We start from the raw sequence: 18,349 nt of genomic DNA, 5'->3' as shown, positions 1-18,349 counted from the left end.
CGATGCACGACGTGAGGGTGGCTGCGTCGGCACGGTGCGGGCGACAACGGGGGCGAGCCCCCGCCCGGATCAATACGGCTCGGCGAAGCCGAAGCGCTGCGCCGGCGGCATCGCCGTCCGCCCGGTACGCTTCCAGCGGAGGAAGACATGGATGGCGACCATCAGCGCGATGAAGCGCAGCAGCGCCATCATGTGGAAGTCACCGGTCATGCCCCAGCCATGCGCCGCCTCCCGACCGCCGAGGTACACCGAGATCAGCGGCAGGATCGCCTCGTTGATGCCGAAGGCGAGGCCGACCACCCGCGCCCAGTGCCGAAATTGCCGGTAGCGGAAATACCCCTCGGCGCGCCGCTCCAGCTTCATCGCCAGCATCAGCACGATGAAGCTGAACAGCAGCGTCGAGGAATCGTTCACGACGCCCGTCGTTGTCGGGTCGTTGAAGATGAAGGTTTCCAGCAGATAGCCGGCAATCGCGGCAATCCCGCCGGCCACCGGAAACAGCGGCACCAGGATGAACAGGCCGACGATCAGGATGACCGGCGCCATCAGGATCACCGGTATGGCGATGAAACCGCCATTGCCGCCGCCGCCACCGCCGAGGAACGGCACCCTCCCCTCCCGGTCGGCGACGCCGCGGGCGAATTCGACGGGGGATGTGGGTTGATAATGCGTCCAGCCTTCAAGGCCGGCACGATAGTCCTGCGCACTCCAGCTTTCGCTCATGTCGGCGCCCATTCTGGGAGGAAATCCATACTCCCCCAGTACCGTAACCGCGGCAATAGTCCCGGCAGTTTCGTCGCGATTTTATTTCGAAAAACCTCGACCCGGCGGCGAGGTCTCGACATTTACCTAACGTAATCTTGCAGAGGCAAATATTGCCGCCATCCGCCCCCCCTGACACCCCGCCGCTCCGGCCGGACAAAACGGATGCGCCCGGCCGAAGCCGGGCGCGAGAAGGAGCCTACCTGTGCAGGCGGGAGAAGGCGGGCCGCCGCCGGCAATGGCGACGGCAGCCACGATTAGAACGCCGACGGCGTCAGAACGCCAAAGGCTTGACCTGCTTCACCTGCGGCAGCGCCTGCACCTTGGCGAGCACCTCGGCCGGCGCCCTTCCGTCGATCTCCACCAGCGCGATGGCATCGCCCCCCTGATGGTCGCGGCCCAGCGCGAAGGTGGCGATGTTCACCCCCGCCTCGCCGAGCAGGCTGGCGAACTTGCCGACGAAGCCCGGCTTGTCCTCGTTGGTCACGTAGATCATCGAGGGGGCGAACTCGGCATCGACCTTGATGCCCTTGATGTCGACGATGCGCGGGCGGCCGTCGGCGAAGACGGTGCCGGACAGCGAGCGCTCCATCTTGTCGGTGACCACGGTCAGGGTGATCAGGCTCTCGAAATCGCCCGCCACCTCGCGGGTGACTTCCTCCACCACGATGCCGCGCTCCTTGGCGACGCTCGGGGCGGAGACGACGTTCACGTCGGCCAGCGCCGGGCGCAGCAGTCCAGCCACCGCCGAGGAGGTCAGCGCCTTGATCTTCAGCTCGGCCACCGCGCCCTCATAGGTGAGGCGCACGGTCTTGATGTCGGTGTCGGTCAGCTGGCCGGCGAAGGAGCCCAGCTTCTCGGCCAGCTCGATGAACGGCTTCAGCTTCGGCGCCTCTTCCGCGGTGATCGAGGGGAAGTTCACCGCATTGGAGATGGCGCCGCGCAGCAGGTAGTCGCTCATCTGCTCGGCGACCTGCAGCGCCACATTCTCCTGCGCCTCGGTGGTGGAGGCGCCGAGATGCGGGGTGCAGATCACGTTGGGCAGGCCGAACAGCGGGTTCTCGGTGGCCGGCTCTGTGACGAACACGTCGAAGGCGGCGCCGGCGACATGGCCGGACTTCAGCGCCTCGGCGAGCGCCGCCTCGTCGACGAGGCCGCCGCGCGCGCAGTTGACGATGCGCACGCCCTTCTTCGCCTTGGCGATCGCCTCGGCGGAGAGTACGTTGCGGGTCTTCTCGGTCAGCGGCGTGTGCAGGGTGATGACGTCGGCACGGGCCAGCAGCTCGTCGAGCTCGACCTTCTCGACCCCGATATCGAGCGCCCGCTCCGGCGACAGGAACGGGTCGAAGGCCACCACCTTCATCTTCAGGCCGAGCGCGCGATCGGCGACGATCGAGCCGATATTGCCGCAACCGATCACGCCGAGCGTCTTGGCGGTCAGCTCGACGCCCATGAAGCGGTTCTTCTCCCACTTGCCGGCCTGCGTCGAGGCATCGGCGGCGGGGATCTCGCGGGCCAGGGCGAACATCATCGCGATGGCGTGCTCGGCGGTGGTGATGGAGTTGCCGAACGGCGTGTTCATCACGATCACGCCGCGCGCGGTGGCGGCGGGGATGTCGACATTGTCGACGCCGATGCCGGCGCGGCCGACCACCTTAAGGCGAGCGGCCTTCTCTAGGATCTTCGGCGTCACCTTGGTGGCCGAGCGGATGGCGAGGCCGTCATAGTCGCCGATGATCTCGGCGAGCTTGTCCTTGTCCTTGCCGAGGTTCGGCTGGAAGTCGACCTCGATGCCGCGATCCTTGAAGATCTGCACGGCGGCGGGGGAAAGGGCGTCGGAAATCAGAACGCGGGGAGCCATCGGCTTCATCCTCAGGTTCGGGAAAGGGGACATCGATCCCGCCGGCGGCGGGAGAGCAGGACCCGCCCCGCCACTGGCGGGAGGGGACGACGAGCGTTCGTCGGGCAAGCGTGCGTCCGGTCCGCGCCGTGAAAACGCGGGTGTCTGGCACGCGGCGGCTCATGCCGGGAGAACATGCGCCGCCGGGAGACCGGGCCGCTGGCCCCTCGCCGTCCCCTCGCACCAATGGCGGGAGAGGTCAGCGAGCGGGTGTCAGGCCGCCTGCTTCAGGCCGGCCTTGGCCTCGGCATAAGCCCAGTCCAGCCACGGCGTCAGCGCCGCGAGGTCGGAGGCCTCGACGGTGGCGCCGGCCCAGATGCGCAGGCCCGCGGGGGCATCCCGATAAGCCCCGATGTCGTAGGCGACCTTGGCCTTCTCCAGCGCGCCGGCGATCGCCTTGGCGAAGGCGGCCTGTGCGTCGGGGGCGAGCGCGGTCACCTCGGGGTCGGCGACCACCAGACACACCGAGGTGTTGGAGCGTGTCGCGTCGTCGGTGGCAAGGAAGTCGACCCACGCCGTCTTCGCCACCCAGTCGGCCAGCACCTTGAAATTGGCGTCGGAACGGGCGCGCAGGCCGGCGCCGCCGCCGACCGTCTTCGCCCAGTCCAGTGCATCGAGATAGTCCTCGACGCACAGCATGGATGGGGTGTTGATGGTCTCGCCCTCGAAGATGCCTTCGATCAGCTTGCCGCCCTTGGTCATGCGGAAGATCTTCGGCAGCGGCCAGGCCGGCACGTAGCTCTCGAGCCGCTCCACCGCGCGCGGGGAGAGGATCAGCATGCCGTGGCCGCCCTCGCCGCCCAGCACCTTCTGCCAGGAGAAGGTCACGACATCGAGCTTCGACCAGTCGAGATTCTGCGCGAAGGCCGCCGAGGTGGCGTCGCAGATGGTGAGGCCGGTGCGGTCCTCGGCGATCCAGTCGGCGTTCGGCACCCGCACACCGGAGGTGGTGCCATTCCAGGTGAACACCACGTCGTGGTCGAAATTCACCTCGGCAAGGTTCGGCAGCGCACCGTAGCCGGCCTTGAGGGTACGGGCGTCCTTCAACTTCAGCTGCTTGACGATGTCGGTGGCCCAGCCCTCGCCGAAGCTTTCCCAGGTCAGCACGTCGACCGGGCGGGCGCCGAGCAGCGACCACAGCGCCATCTCCACCGCGCCGGTGTCGGACGCCGGGACGATGCCGATGCGGTAGTCGGCGGGAATGTCGAGGATTTCACGGGTGAGGTCGATAGCGAGCTTCAGCTTCGCCTTGCCGACCTTGGCGCGGTGCGAGCGACCGAGCGGCGCGTCGCCGAGCGCTTCGAGGCTCCAGCCGGGGCGCTTGGCGCAGGGGCCGGACGAGAAATTGGGATTGGCCGGCGTCGTCGCCGGCTTCGCAGCAGTGCTCATGATAACCATCCTCTCAGATGGACGTCCCACGGTGGGGTGGGATAGCCCGAGCGGGGAAATACGCCCGTCGCGGCGGGAGCGCAAGACGGTCGCACCTGCGACACGTTGGAAACCGGCTCGCCCAGCGGGCAGCTGCTTATCGGATGAGCATGCCCGTTTTCATGCCGACCCGGCACCAGGCGCGACAATCGTTTTCGCGATGCAAACTGAAAAGATGGCGAAGTTGACGCAGCGCAATACGTATTCACGCCGCATTTGGAACAAAAAACTGGATATGACGTTCATTTTCTAGTTAGATTCATACCCCCACACTTGTTGTGGATATCGGAATGACGTGAGGGCAGCACATGACGCAGCTTTCCTGGTTTTCGACATCAGGTTTGCGCCTCTTCATCGACAGGATCATCGCGATTCCTGCCGGTGTTATTGCTTCGGGCAGGAAGACGGAAAGTCTTCACCCGGACAATAAAGAGGTATGCACGCCTGTATTCGAATCCGGGAGCTGGTCTACCGACCATTTTCGACGCACGGGAATCAAACAAATGAAAGCAAACGATCTCGTCGCCATGCGCCTGAATTGGGGTCTCACACAGGATTCGCTGGCCGATCGCCTCGGCCTGCCGCGCCAGTCCTATGTCGAGATGGAAGCAGGCGAGCGCCCGCTCAAGAAATCGCACCTTCTTGCTCTCGAAGAAATCGGCATCGATCTGTGCCTCATCAAGAAGGACATTTCGATGCTGATTCCGGAGGTGCGCAGCGCCATCAATTATCTTGCCGAACTCTCGGTCGAGCACGCCACTCCGATGCTGCATGTCGAGGCGGTAGAGGGACGCGCCTGGGCCGCCGCCCAGAGCAAACTTCAATAATCGAAGCAGTTTCGAATCGTCATCGCGAATCACCCGGCGCCATCGCGGCGCCGGGCAAATTCAGGGCGGACAAGGCGCCGGCCGGCGTCGAGGTATAGAAGCACCTCAAAGCGCCCCTAGACTTTCGTCGCCCCCTGCCGATCGCCATGCTGCATCGCATCACGCAACGCGCTAGCTCCGCACCGCCCTCACGCCCCAGATGAGGATGCAGGCGCCGACGATGCCGGCCACCAGATAGCCGAGCCAGCCGCCGAAATTGATCCCCAGGAAGCCGAACAAAAAACTCGCCACGGCCGCGCCGATGATGCCGAGCACGATGTTCAGGAAAATCCCGGTGTCGCTCTTCATCAGGCTGGAGGCGATCCAGCCTGCCACTCCGCCGATGATGATGGCGGCGATCCAACCAATCCGTGCGTCTTCCATCGAAGGCCACTCCCTTGTGCGACGGCAACCGCACGGGCTGTCCCCGGTCGATGCCGCGGTCCCCTAGTGATGTCGGCGCGAGAGCGCCGGCAAGAGAACGAGCATAGGCCGTTTGTGGTTCCATCACACCGCATTGTGCGATTCTGGGCGGTTCCCGTACGACACCGGGCACACTAGAACGAGCGGAACCTCGTCCAACCTACCCGCCCGGAGACGCCATGCCTTTCCAGTCCGACACCGCCCGGCGCTACGGCACGGTCAGCCGCGCCCTGCACTGGGGCATGGCGCTCCTGTTCGCTTGGCAGTTCTTCGGCATGGCGCTGCGGGCGGCGCTCGGGCGCACGCCGGTCGTCAGCTTCTTCGTCGGCAGCCATGTCACGGTCGGGGTGCTGTTGCTGGCGCTGGTGCTGCTGCGCCTTCTCTGGGCGCGGGCCAATCACGGGCATCGCCCGCCCTATGAGGCCGGCCTGCTCGGCCGCGCCGCCCGCCTCGGCCATGCCGCGCTCTACGCGCTGATGGTGATCGTGCCGACATTGGCGGTGCTGCGGCTTTACGGCTCGGGGCGCGGCTATGCGCCGTTCGGCATCGAGATCTTCGCCCCCTCCGAGACCAGGATCGAGTGGCTGATGGCGCCGGCCAACGCGCTGCACGGCCTGCTGGCCTGGGTGCTGCTCGCCTTGATCGCCGGCCATGTCGCCATGGTGGCGGTGCACCAGTTGCTGCTGCGCGACCGGCTCCTCTACCGCATGGTCCGCACCGCCGGTCCGGCCGACCCGGCGCCGGCCCAAGAACGCTAGCGCGTTTTCGAGCGAAGTGGAGTCCGGTTCGCGTGAAGAAAACGCGCCCGAACAAGACCCTAGAGTACGTCCGGTGAACCGGAGTTCACCGGACGTACTCTAGGCGTTCGCGACTAGTCGAGCAGGATGCGCAGGCCGATGCGGATCTCGTGCGCACCCTGGCTCATGTCAGGCAAATCCCCGCCAACGCCCAGATTGTCGAGGCTGAGATAACGGTAGCCGAGATCGAGCTGCCAGTTCGGCGCCAGGTCGATGGCAACGCCGCCCATCGCCGCCCAGGCGAGCCCCCAGCCGGAACCGAAGCCGGGCAGGTCGAGATCGGCATAGCCGAGGCCGATGCCGGCGCCGACATAGGGGGTGAGGCCGTGCCAGTTGCCGAGGTCGAGATAGCCATTGGCGAGCACGGTGCCGACGCTGTAGTCGCCGGAGATGCCGCCGAGGCTGTAATCCGCCTTGGTGCGATAGTCGGCGGTAAGGTCGAGCCGCAGCCAATCGGCGAACCGCCCACCAATGCCGAGGCCGATCAGCGCGGCATCGTCGATGCCGCCGCCGCCGATGGCGAGATCCGGCGTCTCGTTGAAGACGTAGCCGGTATCGAGGCGCAGATACCAGAAGCGGCTTTCCTCGATCTGCGGCGCCTTGGCGAGCAGGTCGTCGGCGGAGAAATCGTCGGCGGGCGGAACGGCAAGCGTGGGATCGGCGGCCAGCGCCACCCCGCCCGGCGCCAGGGCGAGCCCGGCCACCAGTCCGAGGGCCGCGACACCCCGCCTCCAACGCCGACACACGCCCATGCGAACCGCTCCTGCACTCTCCGGCGCAAGCCGCCGGAATCGCTATTCGGAGCGCAGTCTCGCCGCGATTGCTTAAGTGCCGGTTAACCTTAACGGAGCGTTGCCGCGCGAGACGGCGTGAGGACGGGGGCGACGTCGGCCGCCCCCATACTCGTGGTTGGTCAGCCCTGCCGGGCGGCGCGGGCGGCGGATTCCAGATGCGGTGTCAGCGCCGGGTCGAGCCGCAGCGCCATCGCCAGCCGGGCGAGGAAGGCGCGCTCGGAGGTGGAATCCGGGTCGATGGCGAGCAGCGCCGCTATATAGACCTCCGCCGCCTCCTCCTCGCTGGCCACCGTGCGGGCGAGGGTCTCGACGCTCGCCGGGTTGGCGAGTTCGTCGGTGAGGAAGCGCTCGGCCTCGCCGAGATCGGCAATGCCGTTCTCGTGCAGCTTGGCGGAGATCGCCACCCGCTCGGCGTCGTCGATGTGCCCGTCGGCCAGCGAGGCGGCGATCATCGTGCGCAGCAGCGTCAGCGGCAGCTGCGAATCCGAGGTCTGCGAGGGGTTGAACGGCGAGTTGGGCGGCGGCAGCTGCGCCGGGGTCGGCACCGGGTTGCGCGCGACATCGGCGGTGGTCTGCTGCGGCGCCTCGCCGTTGCGGTAGTTGTTGTAGGCCTTGTAAGCGAGCGTGCCGACGAGGGCGAGCCCGCCCAGCGCCACCGCATTGCCGGCCATCTTGCGCCCGCTCTTCGAGCCCAGCACCAGCGAGACCAGCGCCCCGGCCGCCGCGCCGGACGCCAGCGAGCCGCCATTGCTGCCGAGATAGTCCTTGGCCCGGCCCATCAGGTCGCCGGCGGGCTGAGCGGGAGCCGGCTGCGCGGGGGCGGGCTGCGCTCCCGGGGGCCGCGTGCCGCCGAAGCCGTTCGGGCTGCGGGCCGGCGGCTGGCCGCCGCCGAAGCTGCCGGCGAGCGAGCCCAGCTGGCCGAGAATGCCGTCGAGCGGGCTGCCCGGCTGCCCGGCGCGCGCCGGCACCTGCCCGCCCGTCGGCTGCTGCGGGCTGAGGAACTGGTCGAGGAGGCGCTTGGCGTCGAAACTGCGGGGGTCGAACATGCTCGGTTTCCTTCTTGCGTAGGGAGCGAGGTAGGGGCCGAACATGTCTTCCGCAAGGTAAGAGCCGGTCGCCTTTCGCCCGACACCAGAAGCGCAGATCACATTGACGGCATGAAGGCAGCCGGCGCCGCCCCCGGTTTTCCGCGTCGCATTTCTCATGTCGCATCCGTTCAACGACGGCGCCCAAAAGATGCTCGCTCGGCCGGCCTCGCCGGTTCAGCATGGGTCCATCGCGCTCCTTCCGGGCGGAGACCCCGACATGCAGACCTTCTCCGGCTTCAACCTGCTCCGCCGCGCCCTTGGCGGCCACAAGGGCTGGCAGCCGCAATGGCGCACGCCCGAGCCCAAGGCCGAGTACGACGTGATCATCGTCGGCGCCGGTGGCCACGGCCTCGCCTGCGCCTACTATCTCGCCAAGGAGCACGGCATCTCGAATGTCGCGGTCATCGAGCGCGGCTGGCTCGGCGGCGGCAATACCGGCCGCAACACCACCATCGTGCGCTCCAACTACCTGTTCGACGAGAGCGCCGCGCTCTACGAGCATGCGGTGAAGCTGTGGGAAGGCCTGTCCGCCGACCTCAACTACAACGTGATGTATTCGGCGCGCGGCGTCCTGATGCTGGCGCATAACCATCACGACGTGCAGAGCTTCAAGCGCCACGTCCATTCCAACCGCCTGAACGGCGTCGACAATGAGTGGCTGAGCGCGGAAGAGTGCAAGGCGTTCTGCCCGCCGCTCAACATCTCCTCCATGCGCTACCCGATCCTCGGCGGCGCGCTGCAGCGGCGCGGCGGCACGGCGCGGCACGACGCGGTCGCCTGGGGCTTCGCCCGCGCGGCGGATTCGCGCGGCGTCGACATCATCCAGAACTGCGAAGTCACCGGCATCCGCCGCGGCCCCTCCGGCGCGGTGGAAGGGGTGGAAACCTCGAAGGGCTTCATCGGCGCCAAGAAGATCGGCGTCTCCGCCGCCGGCCACACCTCGGTGGTGATGGCGATGGCGGGGGTGCGCATGCCGCTGGAGAGCTTCCCACTACAGGCGCTGGTGTCCGAGCCGGTGAAGCCGGCCTTCCCGACCGTGGTGATGAGCAACACCATCCACGCCTATATCTCGCAGTCGGACAAGGGCGAGATGGTGATCGGCGCCGGCACCGACGCCTACACCTCTTATTCGCAGCGTGGCGCGCTGCACATCACCACCCACACGCTCGACGCCATCTGCGAGCTGGTCCCGCAGTTCCGGCGCCTCAGGATGCTGCGCAACTGGGGGGGCATCGTCGACGTCACGCCGGACCGCTCGCCGATCATCGCCAAGACCCCGGTTCCCGGCCTCTATGTGAATTGCGGCTGGGGCACCGGCGGCTTCAAGGCGACGCCGGGCTCGGGCCACGTCTTCGCCCACACAATCGCCAGGGACGAGCCGCACCCGATCAACGCCCCCTTCACCATCGAGCGCTTCCGCGACGGCTTCCTCATCGACGAGGCGGCGGCGGCGGCGGTGGCGCATTGAGGAGCTGAGCCATGCTGATCATCTCCTGCCCCTGGTGCGGCGAGCGCCCCGAGATCGAGTTCGTCTATGGCGGCGAGGCGCACATCGCCCGCCCGGCCGATCCGTCCGCCCTGTCGGACCAGGAATGGGCGGACTTCCTCTACAACCGCACCAACCCGAAGGGCACCCACGCCGAGCGCTGGCGCCACATCCATGGCTGCGGCCGCTTCTTCAACGCGGTGCGCGACACGGTGAGCGACTTCTTCGTCGCCACCTACAAGCCCGGCGAGCCCCGCCCCGACCTCTCGCAGGATGACGCGAAATGAGCGGCTCCTTCCGCACCCCGTCCGGCGGGCGCATCGACCGCGCCGCGCCGCTCGCCTTCCGCTTCGACGGTACCACCTATGGCGGCTATGCCGGCGACACCCTCGCCTCGGCGCTGCTGGCCAACGGCGTGCACCTGCTGGGTCGCTCGTTCAAATATCACCGGCCGCGCGGCCTGCTCTCGGCCGGCTCCGACGAGCCGAACGCCCTCGTCGAGGTGAAGCGCGACGCCGCCCGCGTCACCCCGAACCTGCGCGCCACCCAGGTCGAGCTCTATGAGGGGCTGGACGCCGCCAGCCAGAACCGCTGGCCCTCGCTCGCCCGCGACGCCGGCGCGGTGAACGACCTGTTCGCCCCCTTCCTGCCGGCCGGCTTCTACTACAAGACCTTCATGTGGCCGGCGGGGGCGTGGAAGCGCTTCTACGAGCCGAAGATCCGCGCCATGGCCGGCCTCGGCAAGGCGCCGACCTTGCCGGATCCCGACCGCTACACCCAGAACTACGCCCATTGCGACGTGCTGGTGATCGGCGCCGGCCCGGCCGGCATCGCCGCGGCGCTGGCGGCCGCCGCCACCAGTGCCCGCGTCATCCTCGTCGACGAGCAGGCCGAGCTCGGCGGCTCGCTGCTCGCCGCGCCGGACGCCACCGTCGATACCAAGCCGGCTACCGAATGGCTCGCCGACGCCCTCGCCGAACTCACGGCCGCCGGCGTGGTGCTGATGCCGCGCACCACCGCCTTCGGCTATTTCCCGCACAACATGATCGCGCTCGCCGAGCGCGTCACCGATCACCTCGCCGCCCCCGGCCCTGACCTGCCGCGCGAGCGGCTGTGGCAGGTGCGAGCCGGCGAGGTCGTGCTGGCCACCGGCGCGCTGGAGCGCCCGCTGGTGTTCCCGGAGAATGACCGCCCCGGCATCCTGCTGGCGGACTCCGCCCGCATTTATCTCACCCGCTATGGCGTGAAGCCCGGCGAGCGGGCGGTGATCTTCACCGCCGGCGACAGTGGCTACCGCACCGCGCTCGACCTCGCCGCCGGCGGGGTCGCCATCGCCGCCATCGCCGATCTGCGCGCCGCCCCCGAAGGCGAATGGCCGGCCCGCGCGCTGGCCGCCGGCATCGACGTGCGGCCTTCGACCGTGGTCACCGGCACCTCCGGCCGGCTGCGGGTGAACGGGGTGCATCTCGCCAAGGTGAAGAACGGCAAGGCCGGCCTGAACGAGCCGGTCGCCTGCGACACCGTGCTGATGTCGGGCGGCTGGACGCCCTCGGTGCACCTGTTCTCGCAGTCGCGCGGCAAGCTGGCCTGGGACGAGACGCTGGGCGCCTATCTGCCCGGCCAGTCGGTCGAGCGCGAACGCTCCGCCGGCGCCTGTCGTGGCCGCTACGGCCTGGCCGCCGCGCTGGCCGACGGCTACCACGCCGGCGAGGAAGCCGCGGCAGCAGCACTGAAGGGTGCGAAATCCCCCACCCGCTCCACCGTCGCCAGCCGCGCCTTCGGCGTCGTCGCCACCGAGACCGGCACCGATGGCTTCATCGGCGCCACCCCGCATGGCCGCAACCCGGCCTTCGCCAAGGCCTTCGTCGACTGGCAGAACGACGTCACCGCCAAGGATATCACGCTGGCGACCCGCGAGGGCTTCCGCTCCATCGAGCATGTGAAGCGCTACACCACGACCGGCATGGCGACCGACCAGGGCAAGACCTCCAACATGAATGCGCTCGGCATCGTGTCGGAGGCGCTCGGGACCAGCGTGCCGAAGATCGGGCTCACCACCTTCCGCCCGCCCTTCACCCCCACCACCTTCGGCATCTTCGCCGGCATCGCGCGCGGCGACCTGTTCGATCCGGTGCGCGTCACTCCCATCCATGGCTGGGCGGAAGCGCGCGGCGCCGTCTTCGAGCCGGTCTCCCTGTGGAAGCGCGCGCTCTACTTCCCCAATCGCGGGGAGGACATGCACGCCGCCGTCGCCCGCGAATGCAAGGCGGTGCGCACCGGCGTCGGCATCTTCGACGCCTCGACGCTCGGCAAGATCGAGGTGGTCGGCGCCGACGCCGCCGAGTTCATGAACCGCATCTACACCAATGCCTGGACCAAGCTCGCCCCCGGCCGGCTGCGCTATGGCGTGATGCTGCGCGAGGACGGCTTCGTGATGGATGACGGCGTGGTCGGCCGCCTGGCGCCGGACCGCTTCCACGTCACCACCACCACCGGCGGCGCGGCCCGCGTGCTCGCCCATATGGAGGACTACCTCCAGACCGAGTGGCCGGATCTCGACGTCTGGCTCACCTCCACCACCGAGCAATGGGCGGTTATCGCCGTGCAGGGGCCGAAGTCCCGCGAGGTGTTGGCCTCGCTCGTCGAGGGCATCGACCTCTCCAAGGGCGCGATGCCTAATATGAGCGTCGCCGAGGGCCGCATCGCCGGCGTGCCGACGCGGCTGTTCCGCCTGTCCTTCGCCGGCGAGCTCGGCTTCGAGGTCAATGTCCCCGCCGCCCATGGCCGCGCGGTGTGGGAAGCCATCTTCAAGGCCGGCGAGCCGTTCGGCATCACGCCCTACGGCACCGAGACCATGCACGTGCTGCGCGCCGAGAAGGGCTACATCATCGTCGGCCAGGAGACCGACGGCACCGCTGGGCCGGACGACGTCAATCTCGGCTGGGCGGTCGGCAAGAACAAGAAGGACTTCGTCGGCAAGCGCTCACTCAACCGCGCCGCCTTCTTCATGCCGGACCGCAAGCAGCTGGTCGGCCTGCTGACCCGGGATCCCAAGGTCGTACTGGAGGAAGGCGCCCAGCTGGTCGCCGATCCCGGCGCGGCGGTACCGGTGCCGATGCTCGGCCACGTCACCTCCGCCTATATGAGCGCCACGCTCGGGCGTTCCATCGCGCTCGCCATGGTGAAGGGTGGCCGGTCCCGCATCGGCCGGACGCTGCACGTGCCGATGCCGAAGGGTGCGATCGCCGTCGGGGTAGTCGACCCGGTCTTCTACGACGCGGAAGGAGCCCGCCTCGATGTCTGACCTCCTGTTCCCGCTCACCGCCCTCGCCGCCACCGCGTCGGACCTCCCGGCCGCCCGGCTGTCGGCGCTGCCGCCGGCGACGCGCCTGGTGTTCCGTGGCCGCGAGTCGGCCGTCGGCCCGGCCGGCATCGCCTTTGGCGCCGAGCTGCCCCGGCAGGCCTGCCGGTTCAAGCGCAGCGGCGACCGCCTCGCCGCCTGGCTCGGCCCGGACGAGTGGCTGCTCATCGCCGAGGATGCCGATCCCGCCGCGCTGATCGCCGAGATCGAGCCGGCAGTGTTCGGCCTGCCGCACGCGCTGGTCGACGTCTCCAGCCGTTCGCTCGGCATCGCGCTGGAAGGGCCGCGCGCCGCCTATGTGCTGAACCAGGGCTGCCCGCTCGACCTGTCGGAGGCCGCCTTCCCGGTCGGCATGGTCACGCGCACCGTCTTCGGCAAGGCCGAGATCGTGCTGCTGCGCGAGACGCCCGAGCGCTTTCGCCTCGACGTCTGGCGCTCCTTCGCCCCCTATGTCTGGGGCCTCCTGGAGGAGGCGCGGCGGGAGCTCGCGTGAGCCCGCCCGGCAGGGTCGACGGCCGGGGCATCCTCGTCCCCGGCCTCCTCGCCTCCACCCCCGACGCCCCCACCTCCGCTTGCGGGCCGAACTCTGCTATCCTCCGGCGCGAAATCTGCATGACGCCGGGCATGATGGACACGTTCGCTTCCGCCTCCAAGCCTGCCGCGCCCAAGACCGCAGCGCCCCCCGCGACCGCGTCGCCGGCGGCCGCGCCGGTGCTGAATGTCGGATTCATCCTCACCGACAACTTCACCCTGTCGGCCTTTTCGCTGCTGGTCGACCATCTGCGCCTCGCCGCCGATGACGGCGACCGCTCACGCCCGATCCTGTGCCGCTGGCGCATCATGGCGACGAAAGCTGAGCCGATCCGCGCCAGCTGCGGCGTCACCGTCGCCCCGGCCGGGCCCTTCGTCGATCCCGCACAGTTCAGCTACATCGTGGTGGTCGGCGGCCTGCTGCACACCGGCGCCCGGCTCGACGACGAGGCGGTGGCCTATCTCAAGCGAGCGGCCAAGGCCGGCGTGCCGCTGGTCGGGGTGTGCACCGGCTCCTTCGTGCTCGCCCGCGCCGGGCTGATGACCGGGCGGCGCTGCTGCGTCTCCTGGTACCACTACCAGGATTTCCTCGACGAGTTCCCGCATCACCATCCGGTGGCCGACCGGCTCTATGTCATCGACGGCGACCGCATCACCTGCGCCGGCGGCGGCGGCACCGCCGACCTCGCCACCGCGCTGGTCGAGAAGCATCTCGGCCGCTCGGTGGCGCAGAAGAGCCGTCATGTGCTGCTGCTCGACCGCGTCCGCCCCGGCAACCAGGCGCAGCCGCACCCGCCCATCGCCGATCTCGTCGCCGACGACCGCGTGCGCCGCGCTTTGCTGCTCATGGAGCAGAACATGGCCGATCCGCTGCCCATCGCCAGCATCGCCCGGCGCCTGCAGCTCTCCACCCGCCAGCTGGAACGGCTGTTCCAGACCGTGATGGGCCGCCGCCCGGCCGAGTTCTACCGGCTGATGCGCCTGCGCTATGCCCGCTTCCTGCTCGACACCACCGGCCGCTCCATCACCGATATCGCGCTGGAATCCGGCTTCTCGGACTGCGCGCATTTCTCGCGCCAGTTCAAGGCGCTGCACGGCTTTACCCCCACCGACGCCCGCACCGGCGTTCCGCCCGCCGGCGTGCCGGCCCCGGCGCCCTCCAGCCTCGCCGGCCAGCGCCTGTTCGATTGAGCGCGACGCCGCACCGCAGGACAAACCACAGGGAAATGACGATGGCGAACGGGATCGGCCTCGAGCCGCGCGCGGAGACGGACGCCGCCCTGGACCGGCTGGTGCGCGACCTCCTCGCCCGGCCCCGCGAGCGGCGCACGGTGGTGGCGGTCGCCGGCGCGCCCGGTTCGGGCAAGAGCACCCTGGCCGAGACGCTGAAGGCGCGTCTCGACGCCGCCGCCCCCGGCCTGTCGCAGGTGCTGCCGATGGACGGCTTCCACTATGACGACCAGCTGCTAGAGGCGCGCGGCTGGCGTCCGCGCAAGGGCGCGCCCTTCACCTTCGACATTGACGGGCTGGCATCGGCGCTGGACCGCCTCAGGCGCGACGACGGGCGCGAGGTGGCGGTGCCGGTGTTCGACCGCGCGCTGGAGATCGCCCGCGCCGGCGCGCGGCTGATCGGCGCCGAGGCCCGCCTCGTCATCGTCGAGGGCAACTATCTGCTACTCGACGATCCCGCCTGGGCCGGGCTGCGCCAGCGCTTCGACGTCACGGTGCGGCTCGACGTGCCGCTGCCGACGCTGGAGGCCCGCCTGCGCGCCCGCTGGGCCGGCTTCGGCTATGACGAGGCGGCGATCCACGCCAAGCTGGAGGAAAACGACCTGCCCAATGCGCGGCTCGTCGCCACGCGTAGTGTCGCCGCCGATGTCGTCGTCGCCAATACTGGCCCGGACGAGGCCCGCTGAACGCGGCCCTGCCTGTGCGCGGCGGCTGCCCCGCTGCGGTCGCGTGATCGCCCGCGAACGGGGTCCTAGCCACCGCCCGGCGGCAGGCCCTCGCGCTGCGCCGAGCGCAGCGGCAGCAGCAACAGCGCCGCGACCAGCCCCACCGCGCCGCCCAGCGCCGTCTCCCAGATGCGCGCCGCGAGAAAGCCGACCGACTGTTCCCCGCTCGCCGCCAATGTCACCACCAGCGTGAAGGCGAAGGCGCCGCAGGCGACGTCGTAGCGCTCAGGCAACGCCATGGCATAGATCACCATGGCGAGCGCCGCCGCGCCCCACAGCAGCAGCGGCGCGTGCACGGCGAGCGGCAGGCAGGCGAGGCCGATCGGCACCCCGATCGCGGTGCCGATCATGCGTTGCCGCACCCGCTCCACCGTGCCGGCCGCCGAGCCGGCGATCACATAGGTGCAGGCGGTAATCGCCCAGTCGGACTGCTGGAGCCCGATCCAGCGGTTCAGCCCGACGACGGCCAGCGCCGCCGCGGCGGCCTGCACGCCCATGGCCAGTTCCGGCCGGGTGCGGCGCAGCCCGGCGACCCGCACCGGCCCGAGGGTGGGCGAGGCGGCGGGATGCTCCGCCGGCCCGCTCAGCACCCGCGGCACCACCGCCGCTATGGTGGCGATCGCCCCCGCCACCGCCACGGTCCGCAGATCGCCGAGGCCCAGCCCGGCGCCATAGGCCAGCAGCTGGCCGATATAGATCTGCGAGCCGATACCGGCGCCGGTAACGCCGAAGCGCCGCAAATAACCGGTGGCGAACGCCCCGCTCACCAGCACCAGCTCGCCGCCCACGGTTCCCGCGCCGCCGAGCCGGGAAGCCAGCAGGATGAAGCTCACCGCCCCCAGCGTCGCCGCGAGGCACAGCGCCGCCAGGTCGCGACTGGAATCGCGCCGGCTGGCGCGGGCCACCGAGACGCTCGCCCACAAGGCGAAGCCGCCGGCCAGCACGCTCAGCGCCGGGCCGGTTCCGAGCGCACTGGTCAGCTCCGGCATCCGCCCCATCATGGCGGCGAGCCCGAAGGCGGTGACGAGCCGCAAGCCCTTGACGCGACGATGCATGCCGGGATCGAGCCGCTCCAGCAGGCCGGCCCCGACCGCCCTCCCGGAGAGACGCGCGGAGGCACCGGCACGCCCGACCGGCACGCCGTCGGCCACCCTGCCCTCCGCCGCCCCGGCGGGCTCCCGCCGCGGCTCCTCCCGCCTTTCCCGTCCGGCCTCGTCCATCGCCCGTCCCGCGCCCATGGGCCACTATGGCGCCAGCCGCGCTCACCCGGCCAGCCCCAATCCGGCCTCCCCCTTGCGGCGAACCCGGCGCTTTCGGATTTCCCCTGCCGGCAAACCGCCCTAGGATCGCGCCGCATCACGCGAGGAGGTCCCGATGAGCACACAAGCCCCCATCCGCATCGGCATTGGCGGCTGGACCTTCGAACCCTGGCGCGGCAGCTTCTATCCCGACGGCCTCGCCCAGAAGCGCGAGCTGGAATATGCCGCCGGCAAACTGACCGCCATCGAGGTCAACGGCACCTATTACGGCTCGCAGAAGCCGGAGAGCTTCGCCAAATGGCATGACGAGACGCCGGAGGACTTCGTCTTCGCGCTGAAGGGCCCGCGCTTCGCCACCAATCGCCGGGTGCTCGCCGAGGCCGGCTCTTCCATCGAGAAGTTCGTCACCAGCGGCATCACCGAGCTGAAGGCCAAGCTCGGCCCGATCAACTGGCAGTTCATGGCCACCAAGAAATTCGATCCCGACGACTTCGCCGCCTTCCTCGCGCTGCTGCCGAAGACCCATGAGGGCCGCACCCTCCGCCACGCCGTCGAGGTGCGGCATGAGAGCTTCGCCAACAAGGATTTCGTCGCGCTGGCCCGCGAGCACGGCGTCGGCGTGGTGATCGCCGGCGACAGTGCGCACCCGCTGATCGCCGATCTCACCGCCCCCTTCGTCTATGTCCGCATCATGGGCACCGGCGAGGCGCACCCGAAGGGCTATTCCGACGCCGAGCTCGACGCCTGGGCGAACCGCGCCCGCCATTGGGCGGCCGGCCGCACCCCGCCGGACCTCGGCAACACGCTCCTCGCCGAGCCGGCGCCGGAGACCCCGCGCGAGACCTTCCTGTTCGTCATCAGCGGCCACAAGGTGCGCAACCCGCACGCCGCCATGGAGTTGATCGAGCGCACGCGCTGACCGGCGTCAACGCAGCGTCAGCCGCACATAGTCGCCGCTCACGGCGAGCTGCGTCGGCGCCGACGGGTCGTTCGGCCGGGAGGTGTCGACCAGCGCCGCCTTGGCATCGACCCGCCAGCCCACCGGCGCGGCGGCGCCGAGATCGACGGTGGCGTCGAGCGCCCCAGCGCTGAGGCGCAATTCGCGCGGCGCCCGTTCCGCCGCCCCGGCGAGGTCGAGCCGCGCCCGCAGCGCCGCGCCGCTCAGCTCCGCCGTCTCCACCGCGCCGTTGAGCGTCACGTCGCCGGCGCGGGTGCCGAGGTCGAGCACGCCGAAGCGCCCGTCGAGCCGCGCCTCCACCGCGTCGAGGCCGATCCGCACCGCCGCGCCCTCCGGCAGCCGCGCCGTCACCTCCACCACGCAGTCGGAGGCCTCGAAGGCCGAGGGCGTGACCACGTTCACATGCAGCACTGTGCCGGCGACCCACATGCGGCTGTCGCTGCGGCAGTCATTGTAGAACCAGCTCGAATACCAGCGCGCGAACCAGCCTTCGCGACGGGTGCCGAGCCGCGCCTCGGCCGGCCCGCCACCGGTGGTCAGTCGCACATGGGCGGCATCGCCGGCGATCTCGATCTCGCGCACCCCGGCAAGGTCGAGCCGCGCCTCGCCGGCGGCGGCCCCGCCCGGCCGGGCGAGCAGCAGGAAGAGCGCGGCGAGCAGCAGGGCGGAAGGCGTCGGGGGAAAAAGCGGCAGCATGGCGGGTCTCCGTCGAGAGCGCGATCGCGACAGGTCGATCGCGGG

Annotated in this window: 17 protein-coding genes; 9 read left to right on the top strand and 8 right to left on the bottom strand. The window is 69.7% G+C overall.

Annotation, left to right across the window (positions count from 1 at the left end):
- Positions 1 to 69 precede the first annotated feature (69 nt).
- The 3 genes from LGR54_RS20470 to LGR54_RS20460 form a co-directional block, all read right to left on the bottom strand.
- A complete protein-coding gene (locus LGR54_RS20470; protein WP_230363809.1) occupies positions 70 to 723 on the bottom strand; it encodes a hypothetical protein in 654 nt (217 codons plus the stop codon).
- Positions 724 to 1,036: 313 nt separating this feature from the next.
- A complete protein-coding gene (gene serA / locus LGR54_RS20465; protein WP_230363808.1) occupies positions 1,037 to 2,623 on the bottom strand; it encodes a phosphoglycerate dehydrogenase in 1,587 nt (528 codons plus the stop codon).
- A gap of 252 nt (positions 2,624 to 2,875) precedes the next feature.
- Complete coding sequence (locus tag LGR54_RS20460) at positions 2,876 to 4,051, bottom strand: phosphoserine transaminase (RefSeq protein WP_230363807.1); 1,176 nt, start codon at positions 4,049 to 4,051, stop codon at positions 2,876 to 2,878.
- Positions 4,052 to 4,398: 347 nt separating this feature from the next.
- On the opposite strand from LGR54_RS20460, the gene LGR54_RS20455 reads away from it, so the two are divergent.
- Complete coding sequence (locus LGR54_RS20455) at positions 4,399 to 4,917, top strand: helix-turn-helix domain-containing protein (protein WP_230363806.1); 519 nt, start codon at positions 4,399 to 4,401, stop codon at positions 4,915 to 4,917.
- A gap of 171 nt (positions 4,918 to 5,088) precedes the next feature.
- Here LGR54_RS20455 and LGR54_RS20450 read toward each other — a convergent pair whose 3' ends face one another.
- Entirely contained in the window at positions 5,089 to 5,340 is a 252-nt protein-coding gene (locus LGR54_RS20450) for a GlsB/YeaQ/YmgE family stress response membrane protein (RefSeq protein ID WP_230363805.1), read from the bottom strand.
- Between the two features lie 218 nt (positions 5,341 to 5,558).
- Between LGR54_RS20450 and LGR54_RS20445 the strand changes: the two genes are divergently transcribed.
- A complete protein-coding gene (locus tag LGR54_RS20445) occupies positions 5,559 to 6,137 on the top strand; it encodes a cytochrome b (RefSeq protein WP_230363804.1) in 579 nt (192 codons plus the stop codon).
- A gap of 113 nt (positions 6,138 to 6,250) precedes the next feature.
- Here LGR54_RS20445 and LGR54_RS20440 read toward each other — a convergent pair whose 3' ends face one another.
- Both LGR54_RS20440 and LGR54_RS20435 read right to left on the bottom strand, forming a co-directional pair.
- Entirely contained in the window at positions 6,251 to 6,928 is a 678-nt protein-coding gene (locus LGR54_RS20440; RefSeq protein ID WP_230363803.1) for an outer membrane protein, read from the bottom strand.
- Positions 6,929 to 7,089: 161 nt separating this feature from the next.
- Complete coding sequence (locus tag LGR54_RS20435) at positions 7,090 to 8,016, bottom strand: tellurite resistance TerB family protein (protein WP_230363802.1); 927 nt, start codon at positions 8,014 to 8,016, stop codon at positions 7,090 to 7,092.
- A gap of 259 nt (positions 8,017 to 8,275) precedes the next feature.
- Here LGR54_RS20435 and LGR54_RS20430 point away from each other — a divergent pair, with 259 nt between their 5' ends.
- The 6 genes from LGR54_RS20430 to LGR54_RS20405 are packed head-to-tail and all read left to right on the top strand — an operon-like array spanning position 8,276 to position 15,352.
- Positions 8,276 to 9,526: a sarcosine oxidase subunit beta family protein gene (locus tag LGR54_RS20430; protein WP_230363801.1), complete on the top strand. Its 1,251-nt coding sequence runs from the start codon at positions 8,276 to 8,278 to the stop codon at positions 9,524 to 9,526.
- An 11-nt stretch (positions 9,527 to 9,537) separates the two neighbouring features.
- On the top strand, positions 9,538 to 9,831 hold the full coding sequence (locus LGR54_RS20425) for a sarcosine oxidase subunit delta (RefSeq protein WP_230363800.1): 294 nt from the start codon (positions 9,538 to 9,540) through the stop codon (positions 9,829 to 9,831).
- Positions 9,828 to 12,848 carry a sarcosine oxidase subunit alpha family protein gene (locus LGR54_RS20420; protein ID WP_230363799.1) on the top strand — a complete coding sequence of 1,007 codons (3,021 nt, stop codon included), beginning with the start codon at positions 9,828 to 9,830 and terminating at the stop codon, positions 12,846 to 12,848. Before LGR54_RS20425 ends, LGR54_RS20420 begins: the two co-directional genes overlap by 4 nt.
- Positions 12,841 to 13,398 (top strand): sarcosine oxidase subunit gamma, encoded by a 558-nt coding sequence (locus LGR54_RS20415; RefSeq protein WP_230363798.1) that lies wholly within the window; start codon positions 12,841 to 12,843, stop codon positions 13,396 to 13,398. The genes LGR54_RS20420 and LGR54_RS20415 overlap by 8 nt, the downstream gene beginning before the upstream one ends.
- Positions 13,395 to 14,627, top strand: a complete 1,233-nt coding sequence (locus LGR54_RS20410) for a GlxA family transcriptional regulator (protein WP_230363797.1) — start codon at positions 13,395 to 13,397, stop codon at positions 14,625 to 14,627. Before LGR54_RS20415 ends, LGR54_RS20410 begins: the two co-directional genes overlap by 4 nt.
- 41 nt (positions 14,628 to 14,668) lie before the next feature.
- The gene (locus LGR54_RS20405; protein WP_230363796.1) at positions 14,669 to 15,352 is read left to right on the top strand and encodes a nucleoside/nucleotide kinase family protein; all 684 of its coding nucleotides are present in this window, start codon (positions 14,669 to 14,671) and stop codon (positions 15,350 to 15,352) included.
- A 65-nt stretch (positions 15,353 to 15,417) separates the two neighbouring features.
- On the opposite strand, the gene LGR54_RS26105 is transcribed toward LGR54_RS20405, so the two are convergent.
- Positions 15,418 to 16,542, bottom strand: coding sequence for an FUSC family protein (locus tag LGR54_RS26105; RefSeq protein WP_230363795.1), 1,125 nt, complete (start codon positions 16,540 to 16,542; stop codon positions 15,418 to 15,420).
- 223 nt (positions 16,543 to 16,765) lie between these two features.
- Here LGR54_RS26105 and LGR54_RS20395 point away from each other — a divergent pair, with 223 nt between their 5' ends.
- The gene (locus LGR54_RS20395; RefSeq protein ID WP_230363794.1) at positions 16,766 to 17,569 is read left to right on the top strand and encodes a DUF72 domain-containing protein; all 804 of its coding nucleotides are present in this window, start codon (positions 16,766 to 16,768) and stop codon (positions 17,567 to 17,569) included.
- Between the two features lie 6 nt (positions 17,570 to 17,575).
- Here the strand turns inward: LGR54_RS20395 and LGR54_RS20390 are convergent, their stop codons facing one another.
- Positions 17,576 to 18,304, bottom strand: a complete 729-nt coding sequence (locus LGR54_RS20390; protein ID WP_230363793.1) for a hypothetical protein — start codon at positions 18,302 to 18,304, stop codon at positions 17,576 to 17,578.
- Positions 18,305 to 18,349: the final 45 nt, after the last annotated feature.

It is taken from the genome of Ancylobacter sp. Lp-2, from assembly GCF_020523795.1.
In the GTDB taxonomy this organism is placed as follows: domain Bacteria; phylum Pseudomonadota; class Alphaproteobacteria; order Rhizobiales; family Xanthobacteraceae; genus Ancylobacter.
This window is presented reverse-complemented; position numbering and strand designations above follow the sequence as displayed.